This is a genomic window from Mycolicibacterium baixiangningiae (genome assembly GCF_016313185.1).
Lineage (GTDB): Bacteria > Actinomycetota > Actinomycetes > Mycobacteriales > Mycobacteriaceae > Mycobacterium > Mycobacterium baixiangningiae.
Genome location: NZ_CP066218.1, coordinates 2,693,615 through 2,711,268, shown reverse-complemented (window position 1 = coordinate 2,711,268; position 17,654 = coordinate 2,693,615). Strand labels below are relative to the sequence as shown.

The 17,654-nt window shown below is 68.9% G+C and carries 16 protein-coding genes; 5 read left to right on the top strand and 11 right to left on the bottom strand.

The features are described 5' to 3' along the window. Positions 1 to 8: 8 nt before the first annotated feature. Complete coding sequence (locus I7X18_RS12635) at positions 9 to 1,583, bottom strand: thiamine pyrophosphate-dependent enzyme (protein ID WP_198730545.1); 1,575 nt, start codon at positions 1,581 to 1,583, stop codon at positions 9 to 11. Then, positions 1,580 to 2,521 (bottom strand): agmatinase, encoded by a 942-nt coding sequence (gene speB, locus I7X18_RS12630; RefSeq protein ID WP_193047534.1) that lies wholly within the window; start codon positions 2,519 to 2,521, stop codon positions 1,580 to 1,582. The genes I7X18_RS12635 and speB overlap by 4 nt, the downstream gene beginning before the upstream one ends. A gap of 82 nt (positions 2,522 to 2,603) precedes the next feature. Here speB and I7X18_RS12625 point away from each other — a divergent pair, with 82 nt between their 5' ends. Further along, positions 2,604 to 4,112, top strand: a complete 1,509-nt coding sequence (locus I7X18_RS12625) for a helix-turn-helix domain-containing protein (protein WP_193047533.1) — start codon at positions 2,604 to 2,606, stop codon at positions 4,110 to 4,112. A gap of 26 nt (positions 4,113 to 4,138) precedes the next feature. Beyond that, on the top strand, positions 4,139 to 5,458 hold the full coding sequence (locus I7X18_RS12620; protein WP_269751313.1) for an adenylate/guanylate cyclase domain-containing protein: 1,320 nt from the start codon (positions 4,139 to 4,141) through the stop codon (positions 5,456 to 5,458). Here the strand turns inward: I7X18_RS12620 and I7X18_RS12615 are convergent. The 9 genes from I7X18_RS12615 to I7X18_RS12575 are packed head-to-tail and all read right to left on the bottom strand — an operon-like array spanning position 5,424 to position 14,246. Next, positions 5,424 to 6,947: a phytoene desaturase family protein gene (locus I7X18_RS12615; RefSeq protein WP_232375497.1), complete on the bottom strand. Its 1,524-nt coding sequence runs from the start codon at positions 6,945 to 6,947 to the stop codon at positions 5,424 to 5,426. The two genes, I7X18_RS12620 and I7X18_RS12615, sit on opposite strands and share 35 nt — an antisense overlap. A 55-nt stretch (positions 6,948 to 7,002) precedes the next feature. Next, entirely contained in the window at positions 7,003 to 7,455 is a 453-nt protein-coding gene (locus I7X18_RS12610; RefSeq protein WP_193047532.1) for an SRPBCC family protein, read from the bottom strand. A 29-nt stretch (positions 7,456 to 7,484) separates the two neighbouring features. Then, positions 7,485 to 7,973, bottom strand: coding sequence for a Dps family protein (locus tag I7X18_RS12605; RefSeq protein WP_193047531.1), 489 nt, complete (start codon positions 7,971 to 7,973; stop codon positions 7,485 to 7,487). A gap of 38 nt (positions 7,974 to 8,011) precedes the next feature. Further along, positions 8,012 to 9,814: a DUF2339 domain-containing protein gene (locus I7X18_RS12600; protein WP_193047530.1), complete on the bottom strand. Its 1,803-nt coding sequence runs from the start codon at positions 9,812 to 9,814 to the stop codon at positions 8,012 to 8,014. Between the two features lie 57 nt (positions 9,815 to 9,871). After that, the gene (locus I7X18_RS12595; RefSeq protein WP_193047529.1) at positions 9,872 to 10,537 is read right to left on the bottom strand and encodes a response regulator; all 666 of its coding nucleotides are present in this window, start codon (positions 10,535 to 10,537) and stop codon (positions 9,872 to 9,874) included. Beyond that, a complete protein-coding gene (macS, locus tag I7X18_RS12590) occupies positions 10,521 to 11,669 on the bottom strand; it encodes a MacS family sensor histidine kinase (RefSeq protein WP_193047528.1) in 1,149 nt (382 codons plus the stop codon). The genes I7X18_RS12595 and macS overlap by 17 nt, the downstream gene beginning before the upstream one ends. After that, on the bottom strand, positions 11,670 to 12,422 hold the full coding sequence (locus I7X18_RS12585) for an amino acid ABC transporter ATP-binding protein (RefSeq protein ID WP_193047614.1): 753 nt from the start codon (positions 12,420 to 12,422) through the stop codon (positions 11,670 to 11,672). 5 nt (positions 12,423 to 12,427) lie between these two features. Next, positions 12,428 to 13,360, bottom strand: a complete 933-nt coding sequence (locus I7X18_RS12580) for an amino acid ABC transporter permease (protein ID WP_193047527.1) — start codon at positions 13,358 to 13,360, stop codon at positions 12,428 to 12,430. Between the two features lie 4 nt (positions 13,361 to 13,364). After that, positions 13,365 to 14,246 carry an ABC transporter substrate-binding protein gene (locus I7X18_RS12575; RefSeq protein WP_193047526.1) on the bottom strand — a complete coding sequence of 294 codons (882 nt, stop codon included), beginning with the start codon at positions 14,244 to 14,246 and terminating at the stop codon, positions 13,365 to 13,367. Between the two features lie 187 nt (positions 14,247 to 14,433). Between I7X18_RS12575 and I7X18_RS12570 the strand changes: the two genes are divergently transcribed. The 3 genes from I7X18_RS12570 (at position 14,434) to cydB (ending at position 17,638) form a co-directional block, all read left to right on the top strand. Then, a complete protein-coding gene (locus I7X18_RS12570) occupies positions 14,434 to 15,018 on the top strand; it encodes an HdeD family acid-resistance protein (protein ID WP_193047525.1) in 585 nt (194 codons plus the stop codon). Positions 15,019 to 15,115: 97 nt separating this feature from the next. Next, on the top strand, positions 15,116 to 16,579 hold the full coding sequence (locus I7X18_RS12565; RefSeq protein ID WP_193047524.1) for a cytochrome ubiquinol oxidase subunit I: 1,464 nt from the start codon (positions 15,116 to 15,118) through the stop codon (positions 16,577 to 16,579). Positions 16,580 to 16,594: 15 nt separating this feature from the next. Further along, positions 16,595 to 17,638: a cytochrome d ubiquinol oxidase subunit II gene (gene cydB, locus I7X18_RS12560; protein WP_193047612.1), complete on the top strand. Its 1,044-nt coding sequence runs from the start codon at positions 16,595 to 16,597 to the stop codon at positions 17,636 to 17,638. Positions 17,639 to 17,654 lie beyond the last annotated feature (16 nt).

The following is a 17,654-nucleotide window of genomic DNA, read 5'->3' as shown; positions in this document are numbered from 1 at the left end:
GGTGGCTCCTAGCGGAGGTCGAAGTGGATGACGGTCGGGCGGTCGGCGTCGAACGCGCGGGACACGAGGTCGGTGAGGTCCGCGCTCGAGGTGGTCCGTGCGCCGTGCGCGCCCATCGCCACAGCGAGCGCCGCGAAATCCGGGGTCTGCAGGTCGACGCCGATCGGGGCGATGCCGCGGGCGGTCTCCTGATCGCGGATCTCTCGATAGCCGCCGTTGTCGACGACGACGATCGGCACTGGCAACCGCAGTTCGGTGAGCGTCATCAACTCCTGCACCGAGAACATCAGGGCGCCGTCACCGAGCAGCACCGCGACCGGCTGGCCGGGCCGCGCAGCGGCGGCGCCGACCGCTGCGGGCAGCCCGTATCCCAGCGTCGCGAAACCCGGCGAGTAGCAGAACCGGCGCGGGCGGGCCATGTCGAAGAAGTGCACCGAGCCGAAGTAGGTGACCTGTGAGCTGTCCCCGGTCAGCACCCCCTCGGGTGGTAGCGCGGCCCGCACGGCGGCGTTGATCTCGGCGTTCGGCCCCGCGTCTCCGGCCGCTTCGTCCCGGCAGGCGGCCCGCAGCGCCGCCGCGCGTTCGGCACCGCCACCGCTGCCCGGGCCCATCCCGGCCGCGAGGGCGGCCACCGTGGCGGCTGCGTCGCCGAGCAGCGCGTGGTCGGCGGGACAGTTCTTGTCGAGCTGGGCCGAGTCGATGTCGCAGCGGATCACCGTGCGTCCACGGATCTCGCCCTCCCACAGATCGGAGTCGCCCAGTTCGCTCCCGACCACCAGCAGGGCGTCACTGTCCGCCGCCGCCTTCTGCAGTGCCCGCAGCCGGACCGACGCCCCCACCGACAGCGGATGACTCTCGGCGACAACACCTTTGCCGTTGACGGTCGTCGCGACCGGCGCGCCCAGCGCTTCGGCCAGCGCGGTGATCTCCGCCTGGGCGTCGACACCCCCGCCGCCGGCGATGATCAGCGGCCGCTGCGCCGCGGCGAGCACCTCGGCCGCCCGCAGCACGGCGCCCTGGTCGGCGGCCACCGCGCGCACCGACGGCGCGACCCGCGCCTGCCCGGACCAACTCTGCGTGAACACGTCGACCGGGATCTCGACGTGCACAGGGCGGGGCCGCCGGCCGGTGAAGCCGGCGAACGCGGCGGTCACCGCATCGGCCGCCTCCTCGGCGCTGCGCACCCGGCGGCTCCACGCGACCAGCTCCCCCATCGCCGCCGAGGTGTTCTTGGCCTCGTGCAGCTGACCGAGATCTCGCCCCTCGGTGCCGGTCGGCATCCCGGGCGAAAGCACCAGCAACGGTTGGGATTCGGCGTAGGCGGTGGCCGCGGCCGTCATCACGTTCGTCAGGCCGGGCCCGCTGGTGGTCACCACCACCCCCGGCCGCCCGCTGACCCGGGCGTACGCCTCCGCGGCATAGCCGGCACCCTGCTCGTGACGGGGAGTGACCACCCGCAGGTGCTGCGCCTGCAGGTGTCGGTAGATCTCCAGATTGTGGGTGCCGGGGATGCCGAACACCGTGTCGACACCGTGGACGGCCAGGGTGTCGACCACGGCGGCGCCGCCGTTGCGGTGGTTCACCGATTCGATCCCAGGACGGAGATCAACTCGTAGGCGACGTGCGCGGCCGCGATGCCGGTGATCTCGGCGTGGTCGTAGGCCGGTGCCACCTCGACGATGTCGGCGCCCACCACGTTGGCCCCGACCAGGCTGCGCAGGCAGTGCAGCAGTTCGCGGCTGGTCATACCGCCGGCCTCGGGCGTGCCGGTGCCAGGCGCATGCGCGGGGTCGAGCACGTCGATGTCGACCGAGACGTAGACGGGGGCCTCGCCGATGCGGGCGCGCATCCGCTCGATGACCGCGGCCAGCCCCTCGAGTTGGAAGTCGTCGGACCCGACCACCTGGAAGCCCAGCACCCGGTCGTCGGACAGGTCGGTGGGCGCGTACAGGGGTCCGCGGATCCCGACGTGCAGACAGTGCCCGGGATCGAGCAGTCCCTCCTCGCTGGCGCGCCGGAAAGGTGTGCCGTGGGTGAACGGTGCGCCGAAGTAGGTGTCCCACGTGTCGAGGTGGGCATCGAAGTGCAACACCGCGATCGGGCCGTGGTCGCGGTGCAGCGAACGCAGGAGCGGCAGCGCGATCGTGTGGTCGCCCCCGAGGGTGACGAGTTTGGTTCCGCCATCGCGCAATTCGTCGGAGTTTCGCTCGATCGTGGTGATGGCCTCGGCGATGTCGAAGGGGTTGACCGCGATGTCTCCGGCATCGGCCACCTGCTGGATGGCGAACGGTTCGACGTCGAGCGCCGGGTGGTACGGGCGGAGCAGTTTGGAGGATGCGCGGATGTGCCCGGGGCCGAACCGCGCGCCGGGGCGGTAGGACACCCCGGAGTCGAACGGGACCCCGACCACGGCGACGTCGGCGCGGGTCACCTCGTCGAGGCGCGGCAGCCGGGCGAAGGTGGCCGGTCCGGCGTAGCGGGGCACTTTGGTGGCGTCGACGGGTCCGATCGGCGTGTCCATACGTCCAGCGTTGCTGAGACGTACGTCTCAGTGGAAGCGACAATCGGTCGAATTGTGTGCGTGGCTGTTGGACACTATGTCGATGCCGACGGTGCGCGAACTGGTCGCCGACCCCCATCTGGGACTGGTGCTGGTGGCCGGCGCGCGCCATGCCGACCGGGACATCGAGGCCGCCGCGGTCTCGGAACTGCGCCGGCCCGGACCGTGGCTGCAGGGCGGTGAGCTGCTGCTCACCATCGGGTTGTTGCTGCCCGACACCGCGCAGGGATGCCGGAGCTATCTGACCGAACTGGCGGCCGCGGGGGTCCGCGCGGTCGGGATCGGGCTGGGCGCCGACCTGCCGCACCAGGGTGCACCGGCGACACTCGTCACCGTCGCCGAGGAGATCGGGATGCCGCTGCTGACCGTCCCCGATCCGGTGCCGTTCATCGCCGTCACCAAGGCGGTGTTCGCCGCCCGGGCCCGCGCCGAACGCCGGGAGGTCGAGTGGGCGCTGCGGACGCAGCGGGCGTTGACCGCGGCGGCGGTGTCGCCGGGTGGGCTGTCCGGCATCCTCGGCGCGCACCGCGACGCCACCGGCCGCACCGGTGTGGTGGTCGACCTCCTGGGACGGGTGTTGGCCGCGGCGGGCCCGGACGCCGAACCGCTGCCGGCCCGGTGGGAAGACCTGTTGGCCTCGGTGCGCGATCTCGGCCTGACGGCCGCGGCGGTCGACATCCGCGACGGCCGGCGTCGCGAACTGCACGCCCTCGGCGCCCGACGACTCCGCGGGTGGCTACTGGTCGACGGCCCCGTAGATCAACTGGAATCGCATTCTGCGCAACAAGTTTCGGGTGACCTGGTATCGCTGCTGTCGCTCGAACTGGAACGTCGGCTCGGCACCAACACCGCGCATCGACGTGCCCGCGCCCAGGTGCTCGACCGGTTGGCCCGCGGCACCGTCGACGACGCCGTCGCGGCACGTTTGCTGGCGGGGGTGGGACTCTCCGATGCAGACCTGCGCTGCGCCGTCGTCGACGCGCCAACCGACGCCGAGGATTTCGCGGCCGACCTTCTCACCACGTTGCCGGACGCCATAGTGCGCGTCACCGGCGACGTGGTCGAGGTGGCGGTGCCGCTCGACACCGATCTGGATGCGGCGCTGGGCAGGCTGGCCGCCGGGCGGGCCGCCGGCATCGGCATCGCGGTGCGCCCCGGCGCTCTGACGGTGTCCCTGCGCCAGGCGAAGTCGGCACTTCCCGTCAGCCGGACCCAGGGCAGGCACGTCCACGCCGACGCCGTCGCGAGCAGCCGGGTGCTGCTCGACAGTGTCGGCGGCCACGACCTCCGCGTCTTCGCCGACGCCGTCCTCGCTCCGCTCGACGCCGCTGACCGGGCCACGGAGTTGACGCGCGCGCTGAGCGGCTTCCTCGAGCACAACGGACAGTGGGCTGCGACAGCCGGCGCGCTGCGCGTTCACCGCCACACCGTGCGTCACCGCATCGACACCGTGGAACGGCTCACCGGCCGGCGGCTCGACGACGCGCAGGACCGGTTCGAACTCTGGCTCGCCCTGCGCGCCCGGGAGGCCGCGCGAATGTCTGCCGAGTAGGCCCCCGACGGCGATACGCTGCCACGATGGCTGAAGGCCAAGGCCGTCGCACAGTGTGCATGCCGGAGGTGGCGCTGCAGAACCGCATGCCCGCGCGCACCCGGCACTACGCCGAGGCCGTCCTGCGCAGGCTGCGTGTGCTGACGATCGCGATCTGGATCGCGGCGACCGTCTCCGCCGTCTTCGGGACCCTCCAGCTGGTCATGGGTGGTCCCGGCTGGTGGATCGGGGTGCTGAACCTCGTCTTCGCGGCCCTCTTCCTGGGCATACCGCTGCTCTACCGCTTCGGTGAGTTGGTCGCGCCGCTGACGTTCTTCGTGCTCGCCTATCTGTCGGTGACGTTCATCTGCTATTCCGTCGGCACCAACTCCGGTCTGCAGTTCTACTACCTCGTGGCCGCATCGCTGGTGGTGCTCGTGCTGGGCATCGAACGCATCGTGATGTCCGCGGTGATCGTCACACTGGGCCTGGGCGCCTGTATCGCCATAGAATTGGCGGTACCCGAGGACCGCGGACTGCGACCGTCGTGGATGCTGACGGTCGGCTTCGTCCTGTCCGCCGTATCCGCGACGATCATGGTCTTCGCCACGGTCTGGTACGCGGTGCGCGAGACCGACCGCGCCGAACGAGCGATGGAGGCGGAGTACCAGCGATCGGAGAAGCTGCTGGCCAACATCCTGCCCGCGTCGGTCGCCGAGCGCCTCAAGGACCCGACGCACACGATCATCGCGGACCGATACGACGACGCGTCGATTCTGTTCGCCGACATCGCCGGTTACACGAAGCGGGCCAGCGACATCTCCCCCACCGATCTGGTCCGATTCCTCGACCGGCTCTACACCGACCTCGACGGGCTCGTCGACCGCCACGGCCTCGAGAAGGTCAAGACCAGCGGGGACAGCTACATGGTGGTCAGCGGAGTGCCCAGGCCGCGGTCGGACCATGCCGAAGCCCTGGCGTGCCTGGCCCTCGACATGGCAGAGGCGGTCGCAGACCTCGAGGATCCGCTCGGACGCGCGGTGCCGCTGCGCATCGGCCTGGCGTCCGGACCGGTGGTCGCGGGTGTGGTGGGTGCGCGCAAGTTCTTCTACGACGTGTGGGGGGACGCCGTCAACGTGGCCTCCCGCATGGAAACCACCGATATCGAGGGGCGAATTCAGGTGCCGCACAACGTGTATGAGCGCATCAGGCACTCGTTCGTCCTCGAGGAGCGCGGTGACGTCGACGTCAAGGGCAAGGGCGTGATGCACACCTGGTACCTGGTCGGCCGGCGCGACGACGACGCGGTTCGCGAGGCGGTCGAACTCCCCGTTACCGGACGAACAGTGACATCACCAGCTGGTTGATCCGCCTGCGCGGCCAACCGGTCACCCCGTCGCTCGCCAGAGCGGCCCGCGCCGCGTTGCTCCCGCAGACTCCGTGCACGCCCCCGCCCGGGTGAGCACCCGCGCTGCCCAGGAACAGCCCTTCGATCGGCGTCTCCGCGCGGCCGAATCCCGGCGTCGGCCGGAAGATGAGTTGCTGCTGCAGCTGGGCGGTGCCGCCGTTGACCGCACCCCCGACGAGGTTCGCATCCGATGCGGTCAGCTCGGAGGGACGCTGGATGAACTTGCCGACGACCTGATCGGTGAAGCCCGGCGCATGCTCCTCCAGCACCCGGTCGACCGCCTCGGACAATCGGTCAGCCGATTCGTCGTCGGTGACGTCCCGAGGCAGATGCGTGTAGGCCCAGGCACTTTCGGTGCCCTCTGGGGAGCGCGTCGGATCGGCGGTCGTCATCTGACCGAACAGCATGAACGGATTGTCCGGCACGGTACGGGTGTTGAGGTCGGCCATCCAGCGGACCAGTCCGTCCACGTCCGCGCCGAGGTGCACCGTCCCCACCTCGTTGAGGTTCTTCGAACGCCACGGTATCGGCGCGTCCAGCGCGTAGTTGATCTTCAGCACCGGGGTGTCCCAGGTGAAGTGCTCGAGATCCTCGAGCACCCGGGGAGGTACGGCCGAGGCGGGCAGCAGGTCCCGGTACAGCGCGGGCGCCGACACGTCGGCCACCACGGCGCGTCGCGCGGAAATCGACCGGCCGTCGGCAGTGCGCACGCCGACGGCCCGGCCGCCGCGCACCTGTATCTCGCTGGCCGGTTGGTCGCACACGATCTGCGCACCCGCGGCGCGGGCCCGGTTGACCAGGGCCGCGGTGAGTTGTCCCGCCCCGCCGACCGGAACGGGCCATCCCCCGTCCTGCGCCATCATGATCAGCATGAAACCCATGACGCCGCTGCCCGGGGCGTCGACCGGGACATCGGCGTGCAGCGCATTGCCGAGCAGCAGCAGCCGCGCCGCATCACCGTCGAAGAGTTGTCTGGCCATCTCGCCGGCCGGCAGCACCAGGCGGTGGACTAGTCGCAGCGCGTCGGCGGTCCCCAGTGTGCGCAGCAGCCCGACCGCGCCGCGCACCGGAGGAAAGGGTGAGAAGAGACTGGTCAGCAGAGGGTCCTTGACCTGCTGCCAGAGGTCGAACAGCCGCAGCCAGTTGTCGCCGTCGGCGGGATGGTGCCGCGCGAGTTCCTCGGCGGTGCGGGAGATGTCGCGGTAGATCACCGGCGCGTCCTCGTCGGAGGCCGAGCGCGGGTGCCCCACCACCGCGGGCGCATGCGTCCACTGCAGGCCGTGGTCCTCGAGGTGCAGACCCGACAGCACCGGCGACGCGACGGACAGCGGATAGAACGCGCTGTACAGATCGCTGGTGTAGCCGGGGATGCGTTCGGCGCTGCGGACGGCGCCGCCGGGTTCGGGCTGCGCCTCGAGCACTACGACGTCCCAGCCTGCGTCGGCCATCAGCGCGGCAGCGACCAGACCGTTGTGCCCGGCGCCGACGACGACGGCGTCGGCGCTAGTTACCGTCGACGTCACTGTCGTCACGACGCTCGGCGAGGAAGGCGAGCCGCCGCAGCGTTTCGTTGTTGCGGGGCCACACGGCTGCATCGGCGAGCCGCTCCGGCATCAGCTTGCCGATGCCGCTGATCGGGAACTCCTGCATCGAGATGCGACACCCTGTGGGAATCTCGCTGAGCTCCAAGATGATTCGGGCACTCCCGATCGGCCGCCCTTTAGCGTGCATCACGAGCCGTTCCGGCGGGGTGGCCTCTTCCACGACGGTTTCGTCGTCGAGCAGTGCCGGCCAGACACCGATCGAGTGGTGGATGGTGGAGCCGGGCGCGGGCCACCGAGGGTCCACGGCCCGCATCCGGCTGTTGCCCACCACCCACTGCGAATACGTCCAGCCGTCGGCGATCACATCCCAGACGCGTTGGCGCGAGGCAGCGATATCTCGGGTCACAGTCACAACGGGACTAGTACCCGTCGTGCGCGGATTTAGACCTTCCGGTTCTCGGATTTGATCAACCAGGCGAGCTTTTCGAGGCCGTCGATCAGCTGATGCAGGACGTCGGCGGTGCTCGGGTCCTCCGCGTCGATCGCGTCGTGGACAGTGCGCATGGTGTCGACGGCGGCGTGGATCCGCACGGTGATCAGATCGACCACCTCACCGGTGCTGCGCTCGTAGGCCGGGAATTCGGGCAGGCTGGTCGTTGCCGCGACGGTGTCGGAGCGGCCGTCGGGAACCGTGTCGAGAGCCCGCATCCGCTCGGCGATCGTGTCGCTGCCCTCGCGGGCGAAGTCGACCAGCGCGTCGAGCTGCAGGTGCAGATCGCGGAAGTTGGTGCCGACGACGTTCCAGTGCGCCTGCTTGCCCTGCAGGTGCAGCTCGATCAGGTCGACCAGAACCCGCTGCAGGTTGGCGGCGAACTCCGGCGAGGCCGTGAAACCCTGGACTTCAGCTTCAGTGCGACGTGTCGTGTTCATGTCTGTTACAACACCTCCTAATCTGGAACGAATCCAATTTACTGGGTGATCGTCGTCACATCCCGCTGGTCTTTCCCGGCGAGTATCCGGGCGTAGCCGGCGCCCATGCCGAGCAGGATCATCCCGACCACCAGGAACACCGTCACCCGGAAGATCCCGTCGAGGGTGCCCAGGTCGAACAGGAAGAGTTTGGCCATCGCCGCCGACACCAGCGCCAAGCCGGCGCCGATGGCCAGCGGGCGATCCGCTCTGGGACGGCGCGCGGCATAGCCGAACAAGGCCGCGGCGCCGCCGATCCAGCAGATCGTGGCCGCCACATGCCCGGCGAAGAAGCCACCGCCGGTCCCGCCGACGAGAACGCCCGCAGTCACCATGAACGCCGTCACGGCATATCCGGCCACCGTGGCCGTCGCGACACACAGCGCGCGGACGGTGTCTCCGGTAACGCGGCCCAGCCATCCGACGGCGATCGCTCCGGCCGCGGCGATCAGCAGCACGCTGGAGACGAGAATCGACACCGCATCCGGGGCGCTGAGCGTCACCGCGCGGACCAACGCCGACGGCGGCACGTAGGCGACATACAGCGCGCCGCCGATCACCGCGAAGCCGAGCGCTGACCAGCGCGCGACGGCGTCATGCCGACCGGCCACGGCGACCACGACCGCCATCGCCAACAGCAGCGGCGCGGCGACTTCACCGTCGAATGCGACGGTGACCGCGATCAGCGCACTCACCGCCGACAGTGCCGACCAGATCTGCCCGACCACGCCCGAGACCGCCGGAAGCCATTGCGCACTCAGCACGATCGCCAGCAGCGCGACAGCCAGTGCGGCGATCATCAGCGCGGCCACCACGCGGTCGGCGGTCAGCGATACGCACAGCACCGGCGCGACGCCCGCCGCGGTGAGCAGCGCCAGCACCGCACGCCGGGCGGTGTGCGGCAGCACCAGCAGGGCACCGGCCAGTGCGAGCAGCGCCGCGATGCCGCAAGCCGCGGCCAGCAGGAGATCGTGATCGCCGTCGACCGCCGCTGCGGCGAGCGCCACCAGGAGCGGCAGCGTGGCCGCCGCGGTCCGCGCCGCGTGCAGCCAGGTCCAGTCCCTGCCGAGTTGCACCGGCAACGTCGCGGCGGACAACGCGAGCATGAACGCCACCAGCAACAGCGTCACCCCCTCGGTGAGTACCGGGGCGAGCGTGATCAGCGGCACCAGGACCAACAGGCCGAGGTGTTCGCTGTCCCATCGGCGGGCCAACGCGAGGCCTCCCCCGCTGACGACCGCGGCCACCACCAGACCGACGGGTGCGGCGACCCATTCGTAAATGGTGGTGACGGCGATGACGTCGAAGTACGCCGCTGCGATCCCGGTGGCTGTCAACGCGATACCGCCCACCCGGCCACCGTCGCTGCGATTGACCCGGCACCCGGCGGCGACGAGCCCCGCGGCGAGCAGAGCGCCGGCTCCGACGCGAATCTCCGGGCGCAGGATGCCGGCCTGCGCCGCCAGCACCAGCAGCAGCACCACACCGATCAGCGTCACCGCGACGCCGGCCACCGCCAGCGCCTTGCCGATCCAGCCTTCCGAGCGCTCCCGCGGAACACGGGGCACACGGGGAACACGCGGCGGTGGCGGCAGCACGACCGGCGGTGGCGTTGGGGGCGGCGCGTACTGCGGCCACACCGGTGGGGGCGCGGGCACCGGCGCGGGCTGCGGCCGGGGTGACCCGGCGGCCAGCAGCCGGTCCAGCTCAGTCAGGTCCGACGACACCCGGGCGAGCTGCCGGGAGATCGCCGCGAAGTCGGTCGACAGTCGCGCGAGGACGGCATGGTGCGATTCGGTCATGAACTCAATCGTGGGCGCGCGGGCGCCGGAGCGGATGAGTAGGACTACCCGACTTCGCTATTCGTCGAGGCCGTGCTCGATCGCATAGCGCGCCAACTCGACCCGATTGGCCACCTGCAGCTTCCGGAAGGTCGCCTGCACGTGGTTCTCGACGGTGCGGTGGCTCAGCGACAGCCGTGCGGCGATCTGTCTGGCCGTAAGCCCTTTCGCCACGTAACGCAACACCTCGGTCTCGCGTTCGGTCAGCGTGGGCACCGAGGCGTCGGCGTCCGGCCGCTGCGCGATGCGGCGGTACTCCCCCAGGACCAGCCCGGCGAGCCCCGGGGTGAACACCGCGCGGCCCTCGGCGGTGGCCCGGACCGCTGCGCTCAGTTCGGCCTTGGACGCGCTCTTGACCAGATAGCCGGTCGCACCGGCCTTCACCGCCTCGAGGACGTCCTCCCGCTCATCGGACGCCGACAGCACCAGCACTCGCGACACCGGGGAGACGGCCAGCACCTCGGCGGTGGCTTGGGCGCCGTCACCGTCGGTCAGCCGCATGTCCATCACCACCACCGCCGGCTTGACGACCCCCGCCCTGCGCCGGGCCGTCGCGACCCCGTCGGCGGTCGCGACCACCGCGAAGCCGTCGTCGGCGAGATCGCGGGCCACCGCATCCCTCCAGATGGGGTGGTCATCGACCACCATCACGGTGGTCGGCCCGTCGTCAGCCACGGCCACCATCCTGCCGTCGTCGCCGCGGCACCGTCAGCTCCCACTCCGTGCCGCTGTCCGGTCCGGTGTGCAACTCGGCAACACCGCCCAGCGAATCAATGCGTCCCACAATCGATTTCGCCACTCCCATCCTGCCTTCCGCGGCAGCCTGTGCCAGCCGTCCGGCGGGAATGCCGGGGCCGTCGTCGCGCACACTGACCGTCACCGCGTCACCGAGGTCCTCCACCAGCACGTATGCCTTGGCCTCCGGGCCGGCGTGGGCGGCCACGTTGTCGAGCGCGTTGACCGCGGCAGCGCAGAGTTCGGCGGCCACCTCGGAGTCGAGGAGCACCGGTTCGGGCGGCAGGCTGACCGACACCCGGTCGGACGCGCGGCGGCGCAACATGGCGCCGACATCGGCGTGGGTTCCGGCGGCACCAGGGGTGTCGACGTCGCTGACCAGGCGGCGCAGCGCACGTTCCTGCTCGCCGGCGAGCTCGGCCAATTGTGCTGTCGCCCCGCCGATCTCCCTGCCGCGTCGCGCGACGAGCGCCAAGACCTGGATGGCGCCGTCGTGGACGTGACGGGAGAGTCGCTCACGTTCCTCGAGCGCGGCGGCCAGCCGGGTGGCACGCTCGAGTTCGGCGTGGGCGCGGCGTGCGGTCTGGGCGGCCATTCCGACCACCAGCCCCACCGCCAGCTCGATGACGATGGTGGCGTTGCGGAACACGTTGATGCTGACGTAGCCCTTCAGGACGGTTGAGGCCGCCATCACCACCAGGCCGGTCACCATGCCCGCCACCGGTCCGCGCAGGATCGCCGCGGAGATCACGGCGTTGGTCGCCCACAGCGTGGTCGGCCAGGACTGGTTGTCGGCCACCCACTGATCGTCGGCGACCAGTCCGGTCGACAACATCAGAACCACCACGACGGCGACCTCTGCCGTCACCCAGCCGGCCCTGCGGCCGAACCCCTGCAGATAGGCGACCGCACACGCAGCGCTCCACGCCATCAGCACCGCGAACAGTGCCCACGCAACCGCCCGCCGGTCGAGGTCGTCGTTGACCGCGATCTGGAAACCGAGCGCGTACAGACAGCTCAGGAGCCGAAAGACCTGCGCCGCCCGCCACAGCGGTGCGGCGGGGTCCACCCGCTGCGGCACCTACATCACCTTGGACAGGAAGGCTTTCGTGCGTTCGTGCTGCGGGTTGGCCATCATCTCGCGCGGGTTTCCGGTCTCGACGATCACGCCGCCGTCCATGAACACCAGCTTGTCGGCGACCTCGCGCGCGAAGCCCATCTCATGGGTGACCACCAGCATCGTCATCCCCTCCGACGCCAGCTTCTTCATCACGGCCAGCACCTCACCCACCAGTTCGGGGTCCAGCGCCGAAGTCGGCTCGTCGAACAGCATCAGTTTCGGGTTCATCGCCAGCGCCCGTGCGATCGCCACCCGCTGCTGCTGACCGCCCGAGAGCTGGGCGGGATAGGCGGTCGCCTTGTCCGCCAGCCCGACCAGGTCGAGCAGATCGTTGGCCCGCGCCAGGGCGTCGTCCTTCTTGACGCGCTTGACGTGCACCGGCGCCTCGACGATGTTGCCGAGCGCAGTGCGGTGCGGGAACAGGTTGAAGTGCTGGAACACCATGCCCACGTCGCGGCGCTGCTTGGCCGCGTCGCGTGGCGACAGCTCGAGCAACTTGTCACCGCGTTCGCGGTACCCCACCAGCTCACCGTCGACGTACAGGCGGCCGGCGTTGACCTGCTCGAGGTGGTTGATGCACCGCAGGAACGTGGACTTCCCGGATCCGGACGGCCCGACGATGCAGAGCACCTCGCCTCTGCCGACTTCGAGCGTCACGCCTTTGAGGACGTGCAGTGCGCCGAAGCTCTTGCACACCTGTTCGGCCTTGACCATCGGGGTCATGGGTGCGGCTCTCCCAACTGTGCCTTGGCGAGCGCTTCGAGCTGCCGAGACGTGAGCTTGCGTGACACGCCGCGGGCGAAGTAGCGCTCGAGGTAGTACTGCCCGACCATCAGCACGCTGGTGATGATCAGGTACCACGTGGCGGCGACCATCAGCAACGGCACCGGTTCGAAGATGCGCGAGGCGATCTCGCGGGAGGTGATGCCGTAGAGATCCAGCGCAAAGGGCACGCCGGTGACCAGCGAGGTGGTCTTCAGCATGCTGATCACCTCGTTGCCGGTCGGCGGGATGATGACCCGCATTGCCTGCGGCAGCACTGTGCGCCGCATGGCCAGACTCCACGACATACCCAACGCCGTCGACGCTTCCATCTGGCCCTCGGGTACCGAGCTGATGCCGGCTCGGATGATCTCGGCCATGTAGGCCGATTCGTTGAGCGCCAGGCCGAGGATGGCCAGCACGAACGGAAACGACAGCGACTGCAGGTCGATGTGCAGCAGCGACGGCCCGAACGGCACCCCGAGCTGGATGTTCTGGTAGATCGTGGGCAGCAGCCCCCAGAACACCAGCTGCACGTACACCGGGGTGCCGCGGAAGACCCAGAGGTACGCCCACGACACCGCCCGGAAAACCGGGTTGGGTGACAGCCGCATGACCGCGAGCAGCACGCCGAGCACGAGGGCCAGCACCATCGAGTAGATGGTCAGCTGCAGGGTGTTGACGACACCGACGGTCAGTACCCGTTCGTTGAACAGGTACTCCCAGTAGGTCGACCAGCGGTAAGCGTCGTTGGTGGCGGCGCCGTAGAGGAACAGACCGACCAGGATGACGATGACGACCGCCGTCACCCACCGCCAGGGATGCCGGAGTGGAACCGCGTCTATGGCAGCGGGGCTGGCGGTGGGTGACGGCGATTCGACAGCTGTCATCGCGTCAGCTGATCGCTCCGTTGATGACCGGCTTGTCGATCATTCCCGCTTCGACGCCCCAGGTCTTCGTGATCTCCTCATAGGTGCCTTCGTCGATGAGGTGCTGGAGCGCCTGCTGCAGCGACTGCGCGAGCGGCGAACCCTTGGCCACCGGCCAGCCGTACGGGGCGGCGTCGAAGAGTTCCCCGGCGGCTTCCAGTTTGCCGTTGCTCTGCTTGATGGCGTAGGCGGTCACTGGTGAGTCCGCCGACATCGCGTCGACCTGGCCCAGCACCACGGCATTGGTCGCGGCGTCCTGACCGTCGAACGGCGTGATCTGGATGGCCGGGTTACCGGCGTCGACGCAGGCCTTGCTCTTGGCCGGCAGTTCGTCGGTCTCCTGGTAGGTGGTCGCCTGGACGGCCACCTTCTTGCCGCAGGCGTTGTTGGGGTCGACCGGATTGTCGGGCCGCTGCGCCCACTGGGTGCCGGCGGAGAAATAGGTGACGAAGTCGACCGATTGCTCCCGCTCCTTGGTGTCGGTGAACGAGGACATGCCGACGTTGAAGGTGCCACCCTGGACCGACGGGATGATCTTGGCGAAGTCGGCCTCTCGGTATTCCGGCGTGAGACCCAGCGTGCCGGCGACCGCGTTCATCAGATCGACGTCGAACCCGACGATCTTGCCGCTCGCGTCCTTGAACTCGTTGGGCGCATAAGGGATGTTGACGCCGACGATCAGCTCGCCCGACGACTTGATCTCCTCGGGCACCGTGTTGGCGATCTCGTCGACCTTCGCGCTGGCCGCCGACGTCTCGCTGCCCGAGCCTCCCGAATCGGTACCGCTCGCACATCCCGACAACACCATCGCGCCGCTCACAGCAAACATCGCTGCGATGCGCCACATCTTCCCACCTGACACAGTTGCCTCTTTCTCTTGGCTCGGGCCGTCCCCGGCGTCCGAACCGACGACGTTAACGATCGCGGTCGCAGCACGCACTTCGGGTAACGGAACATTAACGACCCGGCACGGGCACCACAGCCGTACCACCAAATCGACAACCCGTCACCGAACGCCGTGACACACTGCGTTTATGCAAAGTACCGCTGCCCCAAGCATGTTGCGGTATCTGTGGATCTACACCGTGGTCTCGGGGGTCCTCGCGGTGCTGTTCGGCGTCCTGATCTTCATCCGTCCGGGCGCGGCCATCATCGTGACGGCCATCTTCTTCGGCGCCTACCTGCTCGTGACGGGCATCGCGCAGGTGGTCCTCGCCTTCAGTGTGCGGTCCTCGTTCGGCGGCCGGGCGCTGCTGTTCATCAGCGGTGCCGCCGCCCTGGTGCTCGCCGTACTGTGCTTCATCAACCTGTCGAACTCGGTCGATCTGCTGGCGATCTGGATCGGGGTCGGCTTCATCTTCCGCGGCGTCGCCACCGCGATGTCGGCGTTCAGCGACAAGTCGCTGCCCGGCCGCATCTGGGAGATCATCGTCGGCATCCTCAGCGTGATCGCCGGCATCATCCTGTTCGTTGCGCCGCTGGAAGGCCTCGTCGCGCTCACCCAGGTCACCGGCATCATCCTCGTGGTGATCGGTGTGGTCGAGGTCATCGCCGGCATCCGGATCCGGCGTGAATCCTCGTTCGGGCCCGCGGCCCGGGTGCGCGACACCGTGACGTAAGGCTGGCAGAGAAGTGGCCGAAAACGCTGTTCACCAGCCTGAAATTGCTACTACACTTCGTCGTAGACCGGTGTAGAGCCTTCGGGGAGTTGGTCAAATGGACGCTTTGGACGTGTCACGGTGGCAGTTCGGGATCACCACCGTCTACCACTTCATCTTCGTCCCGCTGACCATCGGCCTGGCGCCCATCCTGGCCGCCATGCAGACCGCGTGGCTGGTCACCGACAACCCCGCGTGGTACCGGTTGACCCGGTTCTTCGGCAAGCTGTTCCTGATCAACTTCGCCATCGGCGTTGCCACCGGGATCGTGCAGGAGTTCCAGTTCGGGATGAACTGGAGCGAGTACTCTCGCTTCGTCGGTGACATCTTCGGAGCCCCGCTGGCCTTCGAGGGTCTGGTCGCATTCTTCTTCGAGTCGACGTTCATCGGCCTGTGGATCTTCGGCTGGGATCGGCTGCCCCGCCTGGTCCACCTGGCGTGCATCTGGATCGTCGCCATCGCCGTCAACGCGTCCGCCTACTTCATCATCGCGGCGAACTCCTTCATGCAGCATCCGGTCGGCGCGCGCTACAACCCCGAATCCGGCCGTGCCGAGCTGACCGACTTCGGTGCACTGCTCACCAACAACACCACCGTGTGGGCGTTCCAGCATGCGGTCACCGGATCGTTTCTGACCGCCGCCGCCTTCGTCGCCGGTGTGGCGGCCTTCCTGATGGTCCGGGCGCAGCGGAACACCACCGAGCCCACCGTGGAGGCACGCACGATGTACCGGCCGGCCGCCATCGGCGCGAGCATGCTGGCGCTGGTGGCCGCGGTCGGACTGTTCTTCACCGGTGACATACAGGGCAAGCTGATGTTCGATCAGCAACCGATGAAGATGGCCTCGGCGGAGTCATTGTGCGACACCGAAACCGACCCCGACTTCTCCATCCTCACGGTGGGCACGCACAACAACTGCGACAGCGTGACCCACGTGCTGGAAGTGCCGTACGTGTTGCCCTTCCTCGCCAAAGGGCAGTTCAGCGACGTCACGCTGGCCGGTGTCAACGATCTTCAGGCGCAGTACGAGCAGCAGTTCGGGCCCGGCGATTACCGGCCGAACCTCTTCGTCACCTACTGGTCCTTCCGCGCCATGATCGGGCTGCTGCTCGTGCCCGTCGCCTTCGCGCTCGCCACCCTGTGGTTGACGCGCCGCGGCCGCGTCCCAGACCAGCGCTGGTACGGATGGTTCGGCGTGCTGACCATCCCGACGCCGTTCCTGGCCAACAGCGCGGGGTGGGTGTTCACCGAGATGGGCCGCCAGCCCTGGGTGGTGGTGCCCAATCCGACGGGGGATCAGCTCGTGCGGATGACGGTCCAGGACGGTGTCTCCAACCATTCGACGGCGATGGTGGCGTTCTCCCTGGTGACGTTCACCCTCGTCTACGGTGCGTTGGCCGTGGTCTGGTTCGGGCTGATGCGCCGCTACGTGCTGAAGGGCCCGCAGGAGCACGACTCCGAACCGGCGCCGCCGTCCAAACCGGACGACCAGGAACTCGCTCCCCTGTCGTTCGCGTACTGAGAGGACGTGTCTGCCGTGGGACTCCAAGAGTTGTGGTTCTTCCTCATCGCCGCCCTGTTTCTCGGCTTCCTCGTGCTGGAGGGATTCGACTTCGGGGTCGGCATGCTCATGGCGCCGATCGGGATGGTGGGCGAAGGCACCCCGGAGATGCGCCGGCGGGCGGTGCTCAACACGATCGGTCCCGTCTGGGACGCGAACGAAGTGTGGTTGATCACCGCGGGCGCCTCGATGTTCGCGGCGTTCCCGGTCTGGTACGCCACGGTGTTCTCGGCGCTCTACCTGCCGCTGCTGGCGATCCTCTTCGGCATGATCTTGCGCATCGTCGGCATCGAATGGCGCGGCAAGATGGACGATCCCCGGTGGCGCAGACGCGCCGACCTCGGGATCGCCCTCGGTTCATGGCTGCCGGCGGTGCTGTGGGGCGTGGCCTTCGCCATCTTGGTTCGCGGTCTGCCGGTGAACGCCGAGCAACGCATCGAGAGCCTGTCGATCGGCGACGTGCTCAACGCCTACACGGTGCTGGGCGGACTCGCCACGTGCGCGCTGTTCCTCTTCTACGGTGCGACGTTCCTGGCGTTGAAGACCTCGGGGGCGGTGCGCCGCGACGCCTTCCGGTTCGCGCGGGTCCTGTCGCTGCCGGTCATCGTTTTCGCCGGCGGCTTCGGTTTGTGGACGCAGGTGTCCTACGGCAAGACGTGGACGTGGCTGGCCCTGGCCGTCGCCGTGGTCGCCCTGCTGGCCGCCGTCGCGTTGATGTGGACCAACGACCGGGAGGGCTGGGCGTTCGCGGCCACGGTCGTGGTGGTCGCCGCGGTCGCCGCACTCATCTTCGGCTCGCTGTACCCGAACCTGCTGCACTCGACGCTCAACCCGGACTGGAGTGTGTCGATCTACAACGGCTCGTCGACGCCGTACACGCTGACGATCATGTCGTGGGCCTCCCTGACGCTGCTCCCGCTGGTGGTCATCTACCAGGGCTGGACGTATTGGGTGTTCCGGCAACGCATCTCGGCCGACCGCATTCCGGAGTCGATCGGGCTGAGCAAGCAGGCGCTGTGAACCTTCCCCGCGCATC

Bases quoted from the DNA above. Each gene is read 5' to 3' on its own strand.
- I7X18_RS12585 (WP_193047614.1), bottom strand. From the start codon at position 12,422: ATGGTCAAGGCCGAACAGGTGTGCAAGAGCTTCGGCGCACTGCACGTC.
- I7X18_RS12605 (WP_193047531.1), bottom strand. From the start codon at position 7,973: ATGAACACGACACGTCGCACTGAAGCTGAAGTCCAGGGTTTCACGGCC.
- speB (WP_193047534.1), bottom strand. From the start codon at position 2,521: ATGGACACGCCGATCGGACCCGTCGACGCCACCAAAGTGCCCCGCTAC.
- I7X18_RS12595 (WP_193047529.1), bottom strand. From the start codon at position 10,537: ATGGTGGCCGTGGCTGACGACGGGCCGACCACCGTGATGGTGGTCGAT.
- I7X18_RS12575 (WP_193047526.1), bottom strand. From the start codon at position 14,246: ATGTGGCGCATCGCAGCGATGTTTGCTGTGAGCGGCGCGATGGTGTTG.
- I7X18_RS12615 (WP_232375497.1), bottom strand. From the start codon at position 6,947: ATGGCCGACGCAGGCTGGGACGTCGTAGTGCTCGAGGCGCAGCCCGAA.
- I7X18_RS12625 (WP_193047533.1), top strand. From the start codon at position 2,604: ATGCCGACGGTGCGCGAACTGGTCGCCGACCCCCATCTGGGACTGGTG.
- I7X18_RS12600 (WP_193047530.1), bottom strand. From the start codon at position 9,814: ATGACCGAATCGCACCATGCCGTCCTCGCGCGACTGTCGACCGACTTC.
- I7X18_RS12620 (WP_269751313.1), top strand. From the start codon at position 4,139: ATGGCTGAAGGCCAAGGCCGTCGCACAGTGTGCATGCCGGAGGTGGCG.
- I7X18_RS12580 (WP_193047527.1), bottom strand. From the start codon at position 13,360: ATGACAGCTGTCGAATCGCCGTCACCCACCGCCAGCCCCGCTGCCATA.
- I7X18_RS12570 (WP_193047525.1), top strand. From the start codon at position 14,434: ATGCAAAGTACCGCTGCCCCAAGCATGTTGCGGTATCTGTGGATCTAC.
- I7X18_RS12565 (WP_193047524.1), top strand. From the start codon at position 15,116: ATGGACGCTTTGGACGTGTCACGGTGGCAGTTCGGGATCACCACCGTC.